This is a genomic window from uncultured Sulfitobacter sp. (genome assembly GCF_947499945.1).
Lineage (GTDB): Bacteria > Pseudomonadota > Alphaproteobacteria > Rhodobacterales > Rhodobacteraceae > Sulfitobacter.
The window spans coordinates 1,814,462-1,827,756 of sequence record NZ_CANMQD010000001.1 but is presented as its reverse complement, the minus strand read 5'-3'; the positions used below and the strand labels follow the sequence as shown (position 1 = coordinate 1,827,756).

Sequence of the window (13,295 nt, the reverse complement as noted above, 5' to 3'; positions counted from 1 at the left end):
CGCAGCGGATGGCGGCTTTGAGTCCATTTTGCCGATTTTATGCGCCGCCGCTAATGTCTGGTATCGGGAAACTTACATTTTTGTGAGCTAAGCAGTGATCGCATCTTGGCTTTCGAAATTTGCGCATGTTTCGTTTTACGCTCGTCCCACATAGAGTAAGTGGGGCACTTAAAGACGGTGCGTGGGGAAAATCAAGCGATGTCCCATACGACGCGGAAGCCCTGATAGCTTGTGGTGCTGTCTGGTGAATTCCCTGTTCGCGCAGCTATTCTATAACGGTAGCAATAACTTTTGTGGCACAGGGCCGACCCGCCTTTGAGCAATTTGAAACCCTGCATCTGCGAGAGCTTGGTCTTTACGCTTTTCTTGAGGGACTTGATCTTGAACGGCTCGGCTGTCCATTCCCAGTTGTTTCCAACGATATTGTAAAGACCGAAGCCATTTGGCTGGAATGACTTTGCCGGCGCCAAACCGACATATCCGTCGCCGCCGGTGTTGGATTTGGGGAATACGCCCTGCCAGATGTTGCAGGGAAAATGACCAGAGTCGTCTGGTTCCCGTGCGCCCCACGGAAACGGCACATCGCCCAAACCGCCGCGGGCTGCATGCTCCCATTCGGCCTCGGTGGGCAGGCGTCCTCCAGCCCATGCAGCATAGGCTACAGCGTCATTCCACGACACGTGGACAACGGGATCCTCTGGCGCTGCCTCAATGATGTCCGTGGTGCTGCCATCGGGATCACGCCAATAGGCCCCTTCCACTTTGCGCCACCATTCGAGGCCCGGGATGCCGTCTGTTTGGATATGGGCGGGAACCTGCGACCAGAACACAAAGCTCCAGCCGAAACGCTCGGCTTCTGTGACATAGCTGGTCGCCTGCACAAAATCTGCGAAGGAACGGTTGGTGACGCAGGTCCTTCCGAGTCTGAAAGGCTTGATCTGCGTTTTGCGCAACGGGCCTTCGCCATCGTCCGCGACAAGCGGATTGTTTGTCCCTACCAGCGCAGTGCCGCCCGTGATCTCGACGCTTTCATGCAGAAAGTCACTGGCACTGCGCGGGGCAGGTTTTGGCGCGATGGTCTGTTTTACTGTCTCAGACCTACTTGGGGTGCAGCACCCTTTGATCACGCGGTTCCAACCGGAATTTGATCGGGCAGAACGTCACTGGGGCGGCTGTCGATATAGGTTTGCAATAAGGCTTGAACATCGGCAGCTTCGGGCGCGTCAAACAGGTTCACCATCTCGTCTGGGTCTGTCGCGAGATCGTACATCTCGCCCGCGCCAGAAATCAGGTCCATGGTGAGCTTATGGGTGCGCGTGCGCACAGTCCGCAACTCAAGTGCTACACCGACACGGCCCGGCAAGAGACCCCATTCGTTACGGGCAAAGTCGCGGGTGGCATCCCCTTCGATCAGAGGGCGCAGGGTTTCGCCATGCTGGGTGAGGTGCGGAACAGCTGCACCGTAATCGCAAAACGTCGGCCCCAGATCGAGGGTCGATACCGGCTCGTTCACAACTTTGCCAGCGGGCACACCAGGGCCTTTGACGATCATCGGCACTTTCAACAACCCCTCGTAATGCATCGGCCCCTTCAGGATCAAACCGTGGTCGCCCATCCAGTCGCCGTGATCCGAGATGAAGATGACGATGGTGTTTTCATCCAAACCTTCTTCCATCAGTGCGTTCATAATTCGCCCCACCTGATGGTCGATAAAGGCGATCTGGCCGTAGGTGTTGGCGATAATCTCGCGCAGCTGCTCATCGGTTTGGGGCGGGATGCGGCTGTAGGCTTTTCGGATGTCCGCGAATTTGGGGTCCGCCGGTTCGCCCTCCATTGCCGCCTCGTGCCACCACGGCTTGCCCTCGTAGGATCGTGTGCGGTTTTCTGGCAGATCAACCTCGGCTGGATCATGCAGACGCGACCACGGCTCGGGGCAGTCAAACGGGTGGTGCGGGTCGGGGAAGCTGATCCATGTGCAAAACGGTTTTTCATCCTCGCGGCCATGGCGCAACCATTCAATCGCGCGGTCGGCAGTCCAAGGTGTGTTGTGGTAGGCCACAGGCAGTTTCGAGTGCCATACCTGCGCAGCTCCTTTTGTGTCGCCTGCGTTTTCCCACATCAGCTTGGTGCGCGCGTCCCCTTTGCCGTCCATATGGTAGAAACGCTCGTAATGCTGACCTGCGGGCGGTTTTTCAGGCGCCCACCAGTTGTGACCGACCAACATCAGCTCGACATGTTCAAATCCCATGTAGGGGCCATTCCATGTGTCGGGATAGCTTGCAGATGAGCGCAGGCATTCCGGTGTGCCGGTGGGTTCATACGTGTGGTAGGTTGAGAAGTGCGCCTTGCCGAAGTAGCTGGTCTGATAGCCCGCAGCTGCCATCGCGCCTGCGAAACCCTTTTCCCCTACCTCGGGCGGCAGGTCGATGCCGTTGTCATGCACGCCGTGGGTGCGACACAGCTGCCCTGTCAGAATGGACGCCCGCGCAGGTTGGCACACAACCGACGGCGTGATGCAGGCGTCAAAAACCGTGCCCTCAGCGGCCAGTTGATCCAGATGGGGCGTTTTGATGTTACGCCCCTTGAAGCCCATGCAATCAGCGCGGTGCTGATCGGCTGAGATCAGGATGATGTTGGGTCTGCTCATGGCGCGGTTCCTTTGGGTTTGCGTCCCGCAAAAAGTATCACGGCAACGGACATTAGAACAAAGATTAAGGCGATGGGATTATTCAGCAAGAAGAACGGATCATTGCCGGTAGCTGAATAGGCCTGCCGTGCGGTTTCCTCAAGGCTGCGGCCAAGGATAAAGGCGATCACAAAAGGGAGCGGCGATATACCGAGCACCCGCATGAAATAGCCCAAAACGCCAAATCCGAGGGCGAACCAGATCGCCTCGATCCGTGTCTCCTGCACATAAATTGCGGTAAGGGTCAGCAAAAGCACCGCAGGCAGGAGCAGCGTCTTGGGGATGTTGATCATGAACCCCATCGACCGCATGAAAACCCCGCCGATGGTCCAGTTGAACAGGTTGGCAATTGTCATACAGGTGAAGAGGCCAAAGGCGATGACCAGTTCGGGATTCACCACGTCTGGCGAAAAGCGGAACACCGCAGGGCCTGGGTTGAACCCGCCGATGGATTCCGCCGCGAGGATCAGAAACACTGCCGCCGCGTTACCCGGAATACCCAAAGACAGCACGGGGATCAGGTTGGCGCCTGACACGGCGCTATTTGCGGCCTCGGTTGCAGCAATCCCTTCGGGCGCGCCTTCACCAAATCGGGGGGCATCGGCGGCTCTGATCTTTTGATGGCGCGCACGTCCAACCGTATAACCCAGTGTCGCGGCGAGTGTGGACCCAACCCCCGGCAGCGCACCGATGGCGGTTCCAATAAACGCCGAGCGCGCGATGAACGGAAACAGCCGCTTTATGTCTGCCCAATGTAGATTTTGATCACCGCTCTCAACGGGGGCTTGGACGGGTGTTGTCCTTTGGGTGTTACGCCACGCCTCTTCGAGTTCTTTGAACACCGCCCCGATGATCAACACACCGAGGACCGCCGTGGTGATGGGAAATCCGCGCGAAAGGCCGTCCGCCCCCAGCGACAGTCGCGGATAAAAATCCTCGCCCGTGCCGACATAGACGGCCAACAATCCCAGTCCGATCGAGATGAGCCCTTTGCCGGCCGACCCGCCGATGACAGCGGCGATGAAGCTGAGGGAGAGGATCAAGAGACCCGTCTTTTCAGGCAGGTCGAGGTAGGCCTCAACAATGATGGCAAGGAAGGGGGCGCAGACAAACAGCACAATGTCCGAAAACGTATCACCAGAAGCGGAGGAGAAATGCGCCACCCGCAGTGCCTTTTTCGCCTGACCTTTTTGAGCCATTGGAAAGCCGTCCAACGTGGTCATAAACGCGTCCGGTGTGCCAGGGGTGTTGAACAGGATTGCGGGCACAGCGCCCCCTATCGTGGCCCCCTTCATAATGCCAATCAAAAAGCCCATGACGGGGAGTAAGGCATCGGGTGAGTAGCCAAAAATCGAAATCAGGATCGGTAGGGAGATTGCCATAGCAAAGGGACCCGCCAACCCCGGTGTAGCCCCGACAACTATGCCAAATAGAAAGCCGCACAAGACCATCATGACTGTGATGGATACCGGAATACCCAAGATGCTGAATGCCTCAGGCCCTAGAAAGACAGCTTGGATACCCAGCCAGATATAGGCAAGAACATCCATCAGACATCGCCGTTGGGAGGCAAAAGCAGATCGTCGAACGGCAAATCAAACGCTGCAATAAGGACAAGTACAGCTATGATGCCAGTCAGGATGGCACGGCGGGTGAGTTTCCGCTCAACAACGGCGATCAGACCGCTGATCATAAACGTTCCGCCCAAAATGAACCCGATGTGTTTCCATCCCGCCGTGGCGCGCAGCAGGCGGTACTCCAGAGGCTCGGCGCGGAAGAGTTTGGTTAACTCGACCGCGACAGGCCCCGCAAACCGCATGATCGTGAAGCCTGCGATGATCACCAAAGTCAGGCTTGCCACAAATTTAAGTTGGTTTTTTCGTATCACGGATTGTTCGGTAGCGTTTCGTTCCAGCAGCATTAGGAGGCCGCCCAACAAGACAAAAACAGCTGCGACTGTGGGGGCCAACCCGTCCCCGATATTGTATTTGCCGCGTGCTTTGACGACGATCCCTGTCTTTGTGTCCAGCGGAATCCAGATGAACATCAGCACACAAGCGAAAGCGATGCAGAACAGCCCGAGATAGAGGTTGGATCGCGATTGCCCTGTCATGGAATGCTCCTGCAAATGCAATACGGGCGTCCCTTTCAGGACGCCCGTAGAAGTGAAGTCTTATTCAGAAGCCGCTTTGATCAGAGCCTCGGATTCAGCGAAGTCGCGTGCCACCATCGCATCAAGTTCCGCACCTTGAATTGTGAGCGGGCCGCCGAAAGCACGCGCGATCAGTGCACCAACTTCGGTTTCTGGGTCAGATGTTACTTCGGCAATCGCAGAGGCGATCGCGTTGCGCGCATCATCAGGCATGCCAGCGGGGCCTGCGAACATGAAAATTGCCGCTCCGTCAAAATCTACGCCGAGATCAGGCAGCGTTGGTGCATCGGGTGTTTGATCCAGTGGCTTAGCCATGCCGGAGGCTAGATTGACAAGGTCCCCTGCTTTTACACCCGGTGCCTGAATACCCGCCATAAAGCCCACGTCCATATCACCGGCAGTCACGCCATTGAGCACGGCGCGCCCCCCTTTTACGGAGATGATGTTGAGGTCAATGCCCTGCGCCTTGCCCACAAGGTATGCGAGTTCGCCCAGGCGTTGGCTCATCACGCCAAAGCGGATCTCCTGGCCGCCTTTCGCCGCAGCGACCATATCTTCAAACGAGGTCCAGCCTGTTGCAGCACCCGCAACGATACCCATCTGGGTACCCGCAGTTGTTGTGATCGCAGTGAAGTTTTCTGGCGTGAGGCCAATGTCTGCGGTGTAGAGGTTGTAGCCCAGTGATTCCGCGACGATCATCCCGATGACTGTTCCGTCATTGGGTTGGTCTTTCATCTCGTTGAGAAGGTTAACACCCCCTTTGCCCGTGACCTGCTCTGGAATGAACTCCCATCCCAAGCGGTTCTCAAGCTCGGTCGCGATCAGGCGTGCTTGGGTATCTGCACCACCCCCTGCGGCAAAGGCGATCATCAGTTTGATCGGACCTGGCGGGGTCCAGTCCTGCGCCTGAACAGCAACAGCGGATGCTGCGATAGAAATGGCCGCGGCTGCGGCTACAAATAGGTTTTTCATAGAATCCTCCCAGATTTGAAATCCAGAAAGTCACAAGAAGGTTGCCCCGTCAACTAATTAGTTGACGATACCAGTAGGACGGGTGATGCTCGGTGTAAGAGGTGACCGATGAACGACCTAAAGCAAAAAGATTTTAATCCGCAACTTGCACAGTTGAACCATTTTCTGACCTACCGGATTTCGCGCCTACATCAGAAGTTGAATACGCAAGCGACCAAAATCCTCAGCGACAGTGTTGGTGTGACGCTGAACCAGTGGCGCATGGTGGCCTTCATCGGCGGGGCCGAGACGGTAACGGCATCGGAATTGGTCAGATACACCGCTATGGATAAGGGCCTTGTCAGTCGCAATGTGAAATCGTTGATCGCAGAGGGGCTTGTTGCCTCGTCCGAGCATGCCAAGGACAATAGGGTTCATGTCCTTAGCCTGACGTCCGAGGGCAAAGAGGTGTTTGATACAGCCTTACCCAAGATGCGGCGGCGGCAAGAGAATTTGCAAACCGATCTGAGCGCCGAAGATGTTGCGAACCTGCGCCGCATGCTGGCCATTCTTGAGCGAGCAGCGGAAAAGGTAGAGACCTGATGACATCAAACCTATTGGTCATTCTGTCGGATGAGCATCAAGCCCGCGCTATGGGCTGTGCGGGCCATCCCTTTGTTCAGACGCCGAACCTTGATGCATTGGCGGCACGCGGCATGCGCTTTACCGATGCCTATACGCCGTCGCCGATCTGCGTGCCTGCACGGGCAAGTTTTGCGACAGGGCAATATGCCCACCAGAACCGTCTGTGGGACAATGCAATGCCCTATCACGGGCAAATCCCGGGGTGGGGGCATTGTTTGCAAAATGCAGGCATTCCGGTGGAAAGCATCGGCAAACTTCACTACCGCCAAGCGGGCGATCCCGCAGGTTTTGACCATGAGCATATCCCCATGCATGTCGCAGGCGGCGTCGGGATGGTATGGGGATCAATTCGAGAAACGGGGGAACGGATCACACCTGCGCCGCGCATGTTGGGTGAGCACATCGGCGCAGGGACCAGTAAATACACCGACTATGATCAGGCTGTGACGGACCGCACGGTGGAATGGCTGGCCGATCATGCGCAGGATGATGCGCCTTGGTGTCTTTACGTCGGGCTTGTCGCACCGCATTTCCCACTGGTCGTTCCTCAAGAGTTCTTTGACCTTTATCCGCCCGACAGCCTGCCTTCGCCCAAGATGAACCCCAACGAGGGCTATAAGCGGCATCCATGGGTGGAGCTACAAAATGCGCAGATGGACAGCGAGGCACGGTTCAAATCCGAAGCCGAACGTCGAGACGCTGTGGCGGCCTATTACGGCCTCGTGACGTGGATGGACCACAATGTGGGGCGTATTATGACTGCACTTGAGCAGGCTGGGCTATCAAAGGATACCACCGTGATCTATTCCTCCGACCACGGTGATAATCTCGGGGCGCGTGGGCTTTGGGGAAAGTCGAACCTCTATCAGGAATCCGTCTCGGTTCCGTTGATCATGGCAGGGCCCGATATTGCGGTTGGCACTTGCGCTACGCCAGTTGACCTGTTGGACATATCCGCAACGATACCCGCCCATTTCGGCCTCACATTTGACTGCGCGGGCAAGCCGCTGACGGAGATCGCGGCGCAGGCAGAGGACCCCGACCGCGTAATATTTAGCGAGTACCACGCTGTTGGTGCAGTCTCTGCAGCGTATATGCTGCGCAAGGGGCGCTATAAGCTCAACACCTACATCGGATTTGAAACAGAGCTGTTTGACCTTATGGCAGACCCTGAAGAGGCAACAAATCTTGCGGGTGATCCTGCCTTTGCAGATGTAATAGCGGACCTCACGGCAGAGCTGCAAAAGATGATCGACCCCGAAACCGTCAACGCGCAGGCCTTTGCAGATCAGGACGCTTTGATCGCGCATCATGGCGGCAGGGAAGCGGCCTTGAAACTCGGCGCAACGGGGGCGACACCCCCGCCAGCAACATGAGGCTCACGGTCCTCGGTTCAGGATCTCCCGAAGCCTATGCGCGCCGCGCATCGTCAGGGTTTTTGTTGGAAATCGGCAGTGACCGTATTCTGCTGGATTGTGGTGGGGGCGTCTTTGATAATCTGATCCGCTCGGGCCGTTTGCCCCGCGACATCACACATCTGTTTTTCACCCACTATCACAGCGATCACATGATGGACTATGCCCGCTTGGTGCATGCCGCATGGGACGAAGGGGCGCCCCCGCTGAAAGTGTTTGGACCGAAACCTTTGGCGGCAATTACCGACGGCTATTTCGGGCGCAATGGCGTGCTGAACAACGATTTGCGCGCCCGCACGGAGTTGCCGCAAAGCCAACAGGTATGGGTCGCCCGTGGCGGCACCCTGCCGCGCCCTTGGCCTGCGCCCGAAGTGACCGAGATTACGGCAGGTTTTACATATGAAGGGGACGGATGGACGCTCACTGCTGCCAAAGCGACCCATGCCGAACCGATCCTCGATTGCCTTGGGTTCGCGGTGCAGGCAGACGGGAAAAAGTTCGTCTACTCGGGGGATACAGGATTGTGCGATGACATCGCGAACCTGTGCCGTGATGCCGATTTTGCCGTCCATTGGTGCTATCGCGGGTCGGGTGAACAATTGCACCCAGCGACGCAAGCCTTTTGCCCTGATCCTGCGCAGGTGGCTGATATGGCTCAAAGTGTTGGCGTCAAACGGCTGTATCTGAGCCATTTTCGCGTGCATATGGACAGCCCCGAAGGGCATCAAAAGGCGATTGCCGATCTCAATGATCAATTTGGAAGTGCTTCAGGGATTTTGGAAGATCTGGATGTGTTTGAGATATAACTGGTGCATCAAGCGGTCTCAAGACTTCTGACGTGCATCGCCAATAGTAGCTGGCAATAAAAACGGCGTTTTCGCGCTTTGTCTTTGGGTTCAGGAAAATGGAGGTGGCACTTTGAACGACATCAGTTCATTTTTGAAATCGCAATAAAATCGGACGTTCGTGAATTACCAGCCAGTCGCAGCTAGGTCTGCATAGCCACCATCGGCATGCGAAACTCAGACAAGCGACGATCGCAATCGCAGCTAACGGCAGCTTAGAGCCCTTGGTGTGAATTCGCTTCTCCTTCTGCATGCGCTCGCAGCGTGGAAAATGCTGCGTCAGCGTAAAATTCGGTGCTGCCGCGCGGCGGGAAAACCAGCCATTCGTGCAGAGTGCAGTAGGGATCAGAGGTCGAATTCACAGACTGCGGGACATAACGACCGTTGGACCTCTAAAGTTTAGCGTCTGCTTTACGCTTCTCCCTAATCACGATGTGACTTGACATGATACCATTTAGTTTCGTATGTAAATGATACCAAATAGTATCATAAAGGGATCAAAGTGAAACAAGCATTCTTGGCATCAATTATCGCATCACTCATTGCGCCACTATCTGCACACGCCGAGCAGATCACATTATTGGACGCGGACGATTATGTTTGGGAGGTAACGCCCGAAGGCGTCGCATTTTCTGCTCTACAGGGGGATCGGTTTGCAGAGCCTTATCAGGCCCTTGTCAGATTGCCCGCTGGCACGATAAGCCCGCCACATGTGAAATCTGCAAATATGTTTGGGGTCATGTTGCAAGGTGAAATGACCCACTATGCCAACGGCGATGATCCTGACGCAGCCAGAGTAATCGGACCCGGTTCTTACTACCGAATTTCAAGCGGTTTGGCGCATATCTCTGCATGCGTATCCGATGAGCCATGCATTGCTTACCTCTATCAAGATGGGGCATTTGATTTCCAGCCCGTAGCACAATGACAGGCGCTGAACAGATGGGATTTCGGGCGTTGGCCGACCCTACCCGACGCAATATTCTTCAATTGCTTGCGAACAACGACATGACGATTGCCGAAGTCGCTGACAACTTTCAGATGACCCGGGCGGCGGTGAAAAAACACCTGACGATCCTTCGCGAAGGCAATCTCATCTCGGTTCAAGCAGAGGGCAGGTCACGGCTGAATTCGCTGAACACGGATGGGCTGAAGAAAGTAATGAGCTGGTTCGATTACTTCGATGCCTTCTGGGACGAGCGCCTCAACACTCTTAAAGATGAAATAGAAAAGGACATGCAATGACCGACACCATACTCCAGAAATCAATATATCTCAAAGCAACACCGGCACAAGTCTGGGCATATCTGACCGACCCCGACAAGCTGGCGATCTGGTTCCACAAGCCGAAGACAGCGCTGGTCGAAGGCGATTATGAAATGTTTGGCACTGAGAGCGGCGATAAGCTTATGTGGGGCAAGGTCCTTGTCGCAAAGCCGTTCACGCAGCTTGAGTACACCTTTGCCATTGCGCCAATGGGGGATCAGTCCAGCACGGTCAGATGGCTTCTAACCGAAGTTCCGGGCGGCACAAATCTATCCCTGCGACATGAAGGTCTGCCACAAGGGGCAGAAGCCTATGGACTTACACTAGCGCTGGACAAGGGGTGGGATGATCACCTTGCGCGGATGCGGACCTCCGCTCATGGCGACTAGAACAACGTCTGGGGTTTGGTCGTATCACATCGGCCAAACCTGACATTCACAGCAACGCAGAAATTCTGTAACGTTAGGCTCCAAGCTGTCTTTTGCTTTCGCAGAAACACTTGATGACGCGCCAGCGGCGAAGCCGTCATTTGATTTAGGCTATAATACGTAGTCAGCGCTGTGTTGATTTTTGGGCAGGAGGGTTGGATGAAGGCCAAATCATGCCAAGAGTTCAACTTCCCGCGGCCACCCCAAAACGAAGAGCCTGGAATAGGGGCACCTCGTCGGGCAAAGGCGCCCGCTTCCACCAAAACAGGTCTGGGCCATCCGCGCTCGCCTCGAACTAGCGTGTAATCTCCGCGATCTCGCATTGTTCAACGTCGCAATAGATAGCAAGTTACGCGGTTGCGATTTGGTGTCACTGAAGGTCATTGACCTACTCAGGGACGACAGAATTCGTGAAAGAGTGTCCGTCGTTCAAAGCAAAACGAACAAGCCTGTCCAGTTTGAACTGGCTGAACACACATGAGAAACTGTGACCAACTGGATCAAGTCTCCGGAAATGATCAGGTGCCATTTTTTGTATCCGAGTCGATTCCATGATCGACCGCACATATCAACACGCCAGTATGGGCGCTTGGTTCGGGATTGGATTGTCTCGATTGGTTTAGAACCTAGCGGCTATGGCACCCATTGCATGCGCTGAACAAAGGTGGCGGAAATCTATCGCAAGACAGGCAACATGCGTGCTGTTCAGATGTCGCGAGGCCACACAAAAATTGATAGCACCGTCAGATATCTGGGGGTTGAGCTCGAAGACGCGCTGAGCATTTCCGAGCGGATTGATATCTGAGAATTCTGACGAACGGTTGGAGCCATTCGTCATTTCGAAGCGCTCTTGATCGTATGATACTTCCTACGGCAGCGCTGAGCCCCGATCGATCGATGCTGCACGATTTACGAATTACAGCTATCGGGGTTTAGACGTCCTATTGGACTATGCAGCCACACTTTTGCCAGTTTTGGAGTTAGGACTTATATCGACTCTGGGCCACGCCAACGCCATGCCACCCCAATAATGCCGACCAAGGCGATCAACTGAATACCCATGAAAAAGACGTTGTCTAGGTCGGGTTTGAGGTTCATCGCGACGATCGTGACCATCGTTAAAAGGCCAACCCCAATGTTCGCCCATCGATTGGCCGCATGTGGCAACAGCAATGCGAGAACTGTCATCAAGATCGGGATCTCTATCATGATCCCTCCGAATAGCATCAACATTTCTGTGACGACGACCCCGTCAATTGTGCCGGAGATCATCTGTTCCAGCATGCCGGGGCGGCCCAATTCATGAATATCGCGTGCAAAGAAATTCAGGATGATAAAGACCCAAAGGATCGACAAAAGAGGACGGGGATTGCCATTTTGGTACGTCATTTCAAATCTCGTTTCTTGGTGTTGAAGGCCGAATAGGAGGCAGTGACGAATGGTTTTGCCGACGCTGTAGCGGCCTCAGCATTGCGCAGATGAAGATTTCTGCGGCGAGCAGATTGACCACCCACGCGAAAATCATCAAACCGTCGCGGAGGGGGCCCATCGCTTCGGCGCCAACAGCGATGATCCAAGCAATGCCCACAACGGCCTGCGTCGACGCGCCCTGACCGATGGCATAGGCCCGCACCATCGACGCGCTGTGTTGGAAAACGTTGCGGGATCTGATTGCGATCACCGCCCAGATAATGAGTCCGATCATTGCAGTGCCTAAAACCATCCGCACCCAATAAAGTAATGGGCCCTGAAGATCCTCCGGAAAGACATAGAAGTGCGTCATCCACAGACCACTGAGCGCGGAAACACATCCCGCAACCGCAATCACCCGTCCGATGGGGCGATGCGCCGCCGGGCGTTGGCGTCGCAGACTTGGTATGAATTGAAGAGCGCCGACGATGCAGAACAGAATGCTGCTTAGGATGTGCAGGGTAATAGGTAGCGGCGCAAGCAGTGCCCGAGAGTTCGCTGGTGCGATTTGTGGTCCGCCTGCAAGCTCAAGGACCCGTATCATCCCGCCGATGACAGGAATGAACGAATAGACTAAAATCAGGCCCAGAACGACCCATTCGGATTTTTCAAAGCGTAATTTTGGAACTTTTCGACTTGGAGAGATCATTGGGGCCGCCGCGCCCAAAAGGCAGTGCTCGTAAAGCCAGCGGAGCCGAGCCGAACCGCTTGGTATCCGACATCGACAAGCTGGGATGCGTGCAGCCACGCGATGCCCTCTTGTTCTGTGATCGCCCATGTTCGCCACAAAAGTTGGACCAATGCGCCGAAAAGTGAGGGGCGCGTCACGCAAATGAACACCATCCCACCCGGCCTTAGAACGCGAACCATCTCCGCAAGAGCACGTTGCGGATCCGGCAGATGTTCAAGGACATGCGCGGCCATAACAACGTCAAAAGACTGATCCTCATAGGGCAATAACATTACATCGGCCTGTTGAAGGTGCGGGTTCAGCCCAGCGTGCTGCATCACGGACTTGGCCTGCACAAGCATTTCAGCAGAGGTATCAATTGCATGGAAGTCGGCCGGACCCTTCGTGAGGCTATTTAGCGCAATCGAAAGGCTCCCATTGCCGACGCCGCAATCAAGGATCCGCGCCTTTGGCTCAACCCGCATAAGATCTATGACAACCTGAGAGGCCAGAAGCGGTTCGCAATATGCGGCATTCAATCGAAAACGGCGCGCCGTCCGCGCCCATTTGTCTGAGACGGCGTCGTAACGGTTGGCAAGGTCAGCAGAGGAGAGCGTTCGCCTACTGATGAGAACTTCCCAAGAGCCAAATCGACGAGTGGTCATGGGGATTGCCTGTTCCATCGTGGCAGCGTGCGATGAACCGAGGCCTTTGGTGTCTAGCTGCGTCATATCTCTTACCTGCTTTAAGTTGTTCGTTGGCAAAAT

At 55.3% G+C, this 13,295-nt stretch carries 14 protein-coding genes and 1 pseudogene; 7 read left to right on the top strand and 8 right to left on the bottom strand.

Going from position 1 to position 13,295, the window contains the following annotated elements; translation table 11 throughout:
* Positions 1 to 191: 191 nt before the first annotated feature.
* The 5 genes from Q0775_RS09110 to Q0775_RS09090 are packed head-to-tail and all read right to left on the bottom strand — an operon-like array spanning position 192 to position 5,810.
* Positions 192 to 1,127, bottom strand: a complete 936-nt coding sequence (locus tag Q0775_RS09110; RefSeq protein WP_298859477.1) for a formylglycine-generating enzyme family protein — start codon at positions 1,125 to 1,127, stop codon at positions 192 to 194.
* Complete coding sequence (locus tag Q0775_RS09105) at positions 1,124 to 2,647, bottom strand: sulfatase-like hydrolase/transferase (protein ID WP_298859475.1); 1,524 nt, start codon at positions 2,645 to 2,647, stop codon at positions 1,124 to 1,126. Before Q0775_RS09105 ends, Q0775_RS09110 begins: the two co-directional genes overlap by 4 nt.
* Positions 2,644 to 4,236, bottom strand: a complete 1,593-nt coding sequence (locus Q0775_RS09100) for a tripartite tricarboxylate transporter permease (protein ID WP_298859473.1) — start codon at positions 4,234 to 4,236, stop codon at positions 2,644 to 2,646. Before Q0775_RS09100 ends, Q0775_RS09105 begins: the two co-directional genes overlap by 4 nt.
* Positions 4,236 to 4,799 carry a hypothetical protein gene (locus Q0775_RS09095; RefSeq protein WP_298859471.1) on the bottom strand — a complete coding sequence of 188 codons (564 nt, stop codon included), beginning with the start codon at positions 4,797 to 4,799 and terminating at the stop codon, positions 4,236 to 4,238. The genes Q0775_RS09100 and Q0775_RS09095 overlap by 1 nt, the downstream gene beginning before the upstream one ends.
* A 60-nt stretch (positions 4,800 to 4,859) precedes the next feature.
* A complete protein-coding gene (locus tag Q0775_RS09090) occupies positions 4,860 to 5,810 on the bottom strand; it encodes a tripartite tricarboxylate transporter substrate-binding protein (protein WP_298859469.1) in 951 nt (316 codons plus the stop codon).
* A 108-nt stretch (positions 5,811 to 5,918) separates the two neighbouring features.
* On the opposite strand from Q0775_RS09090, the gene Q0775_RS09085 reads away from it, so the two are divergent.
* The 7 genes and pseudogenes from Q0775_RS09085 (at position 5,919) to Q0775_RS09055 (ending at position 11,193) form a co-directional block, all read left to right on the top strand.
* Entirely contained in the window at positions 5,919 to 6,392 is a 474-nt protein-coding gene (locus Q0775_RS09085; RefSeq protein WP_298859467.1) for a MarR family winged helix-turn-helix transcriptional regulator, read from the top strand.
* Positions 6,392 to 7,810, top strand: coding sequence for a sulfatase-like hydrolase/transferase (locus Q0775_RS09080; RefSeq protein ID WP_298859465.1), 1,419 nt, complete (start codon positions 6,392 to 6,394; stop codon positions 7,808 to 7,810). Before Q0775_RS09085 ends, Q0775_RS09080 begins: the two co-directional genes overlap by 1 nt.
* Positions 7,807 to 8,655 (top strand): MBL fold metallo-hydrolase, encoded by an 849-nt coding sequence (locus Q0775_RS09075; RefSeq protein WP_298859463.1) that lies wholly within the window; start codon positions 7,807 to 7,809, stop codon positions 8,653 to 8,655. The genes Q0775_RS09080 and Q0775_RS09075 overlap by 4 nt, the downstream gene beginning before the upstream one ends.
* Positions 8,656 to 9,196: 541 nt before the next feature.
* A complete protein-coding gene (locus tag Q0775_RS09070; RefSeq protein WP_298859461.1) occupies positions 9,197 to 9,622 on the top strand; it encodes a DUF4437 domain-containing protein in 426 nt (141 codons plus the stop codon).
* Positions 9,623 to 9,636: 14 nt separating this feature from the next.
* Positions 9,637 to 9,939 carry a metalloregulator ArsR/SmtB family transcription factor gene (locus tag Q0775_RS09065; RefSeq protein WP_298859460.1) on the top strand — a complete coding sequence of 101 codons (303 nt, stop codon included), beginning with the start codon at positions 9,637 to 9,639 and terminating at the stop codon, positions 9,937 to 9,939.
* Entirely contained in the window at positions 9,936 to 10,349 is a 414-nt protein-coding gene (locus Q0775_RS09060) for an SRPBCC domain-containing protein (protein ID WP_298859458.1), read from the top strand. Before Q0775_RS09065 ends, Q0775_RS09060 begins: the two co-directional genes overlap by 4 nt.
* A gap of 212 nt (positions 10,350 to 10,561) precedes the next feature.
* A pseudogene (locus Q0775_RS09055) lies at positions 10,562 to 11,193 on the top strand (tyrosine-type recombinase/integrase).
* 182 nt (positions 11,194 to 11,375) lie between these two features.
* On the opposite strand, the gene Q0775_RS09050 reads toward Q0775_RS09055, so the two are convergent.
* Genes Q0775_RS09050 through Q0775_RS09040 form a run of 3 tightly spaced genes read right to left on the bottom strand, consistent with a single transcriptional unit; the run spans position 11,376 to position 13,259 of the window.
* Complete coding sequence (locus tag Q0775_RS09050) at positions 11,376 to 11,777, bottom strand: DUF6326 family protein (RefSeq protein ID WP_298859456.1); 402 nt, start codon at positions 11,775 to 11,777, stop codon at positions 11,376 to 11,378.
* A 1-nt stretch (position 11,778) separates the two neighbouring features.
* Positions 11,779 to 12,525 carry a DUF2306 domain-containing protein gene (locus Q0775_RS09045; RefSeq protein WP_298859454.1) on the bottom strand — a complete coding sequence of 249 codons (747 nt, stop codon included), beginning with the start codon at positions 12,523 to 12,525 and terminating at the stop codon, positions 11,779 to 11,781.
* The gene (locus Q0775_RS09040; RefSeq protein WP_298859452.1) at positions 12,504 to 13,259 is read right to left on the bottom strand and encodes a class I SAM-dependent methyltransferase; all 756 of its coding nucleotides are present in this window, start codon (positions 13,257 to 13,259) and stop codon (positions 12,504 to 12,506) included. The genes Q0775_RS09045 and Q0775_RS09040 overlap by 22 nt, the downstream gene beginning before the upstream one ends.
* Between the last annotated feature and the right edge of the window lie 36 nt (positions 13,260 to 13,295).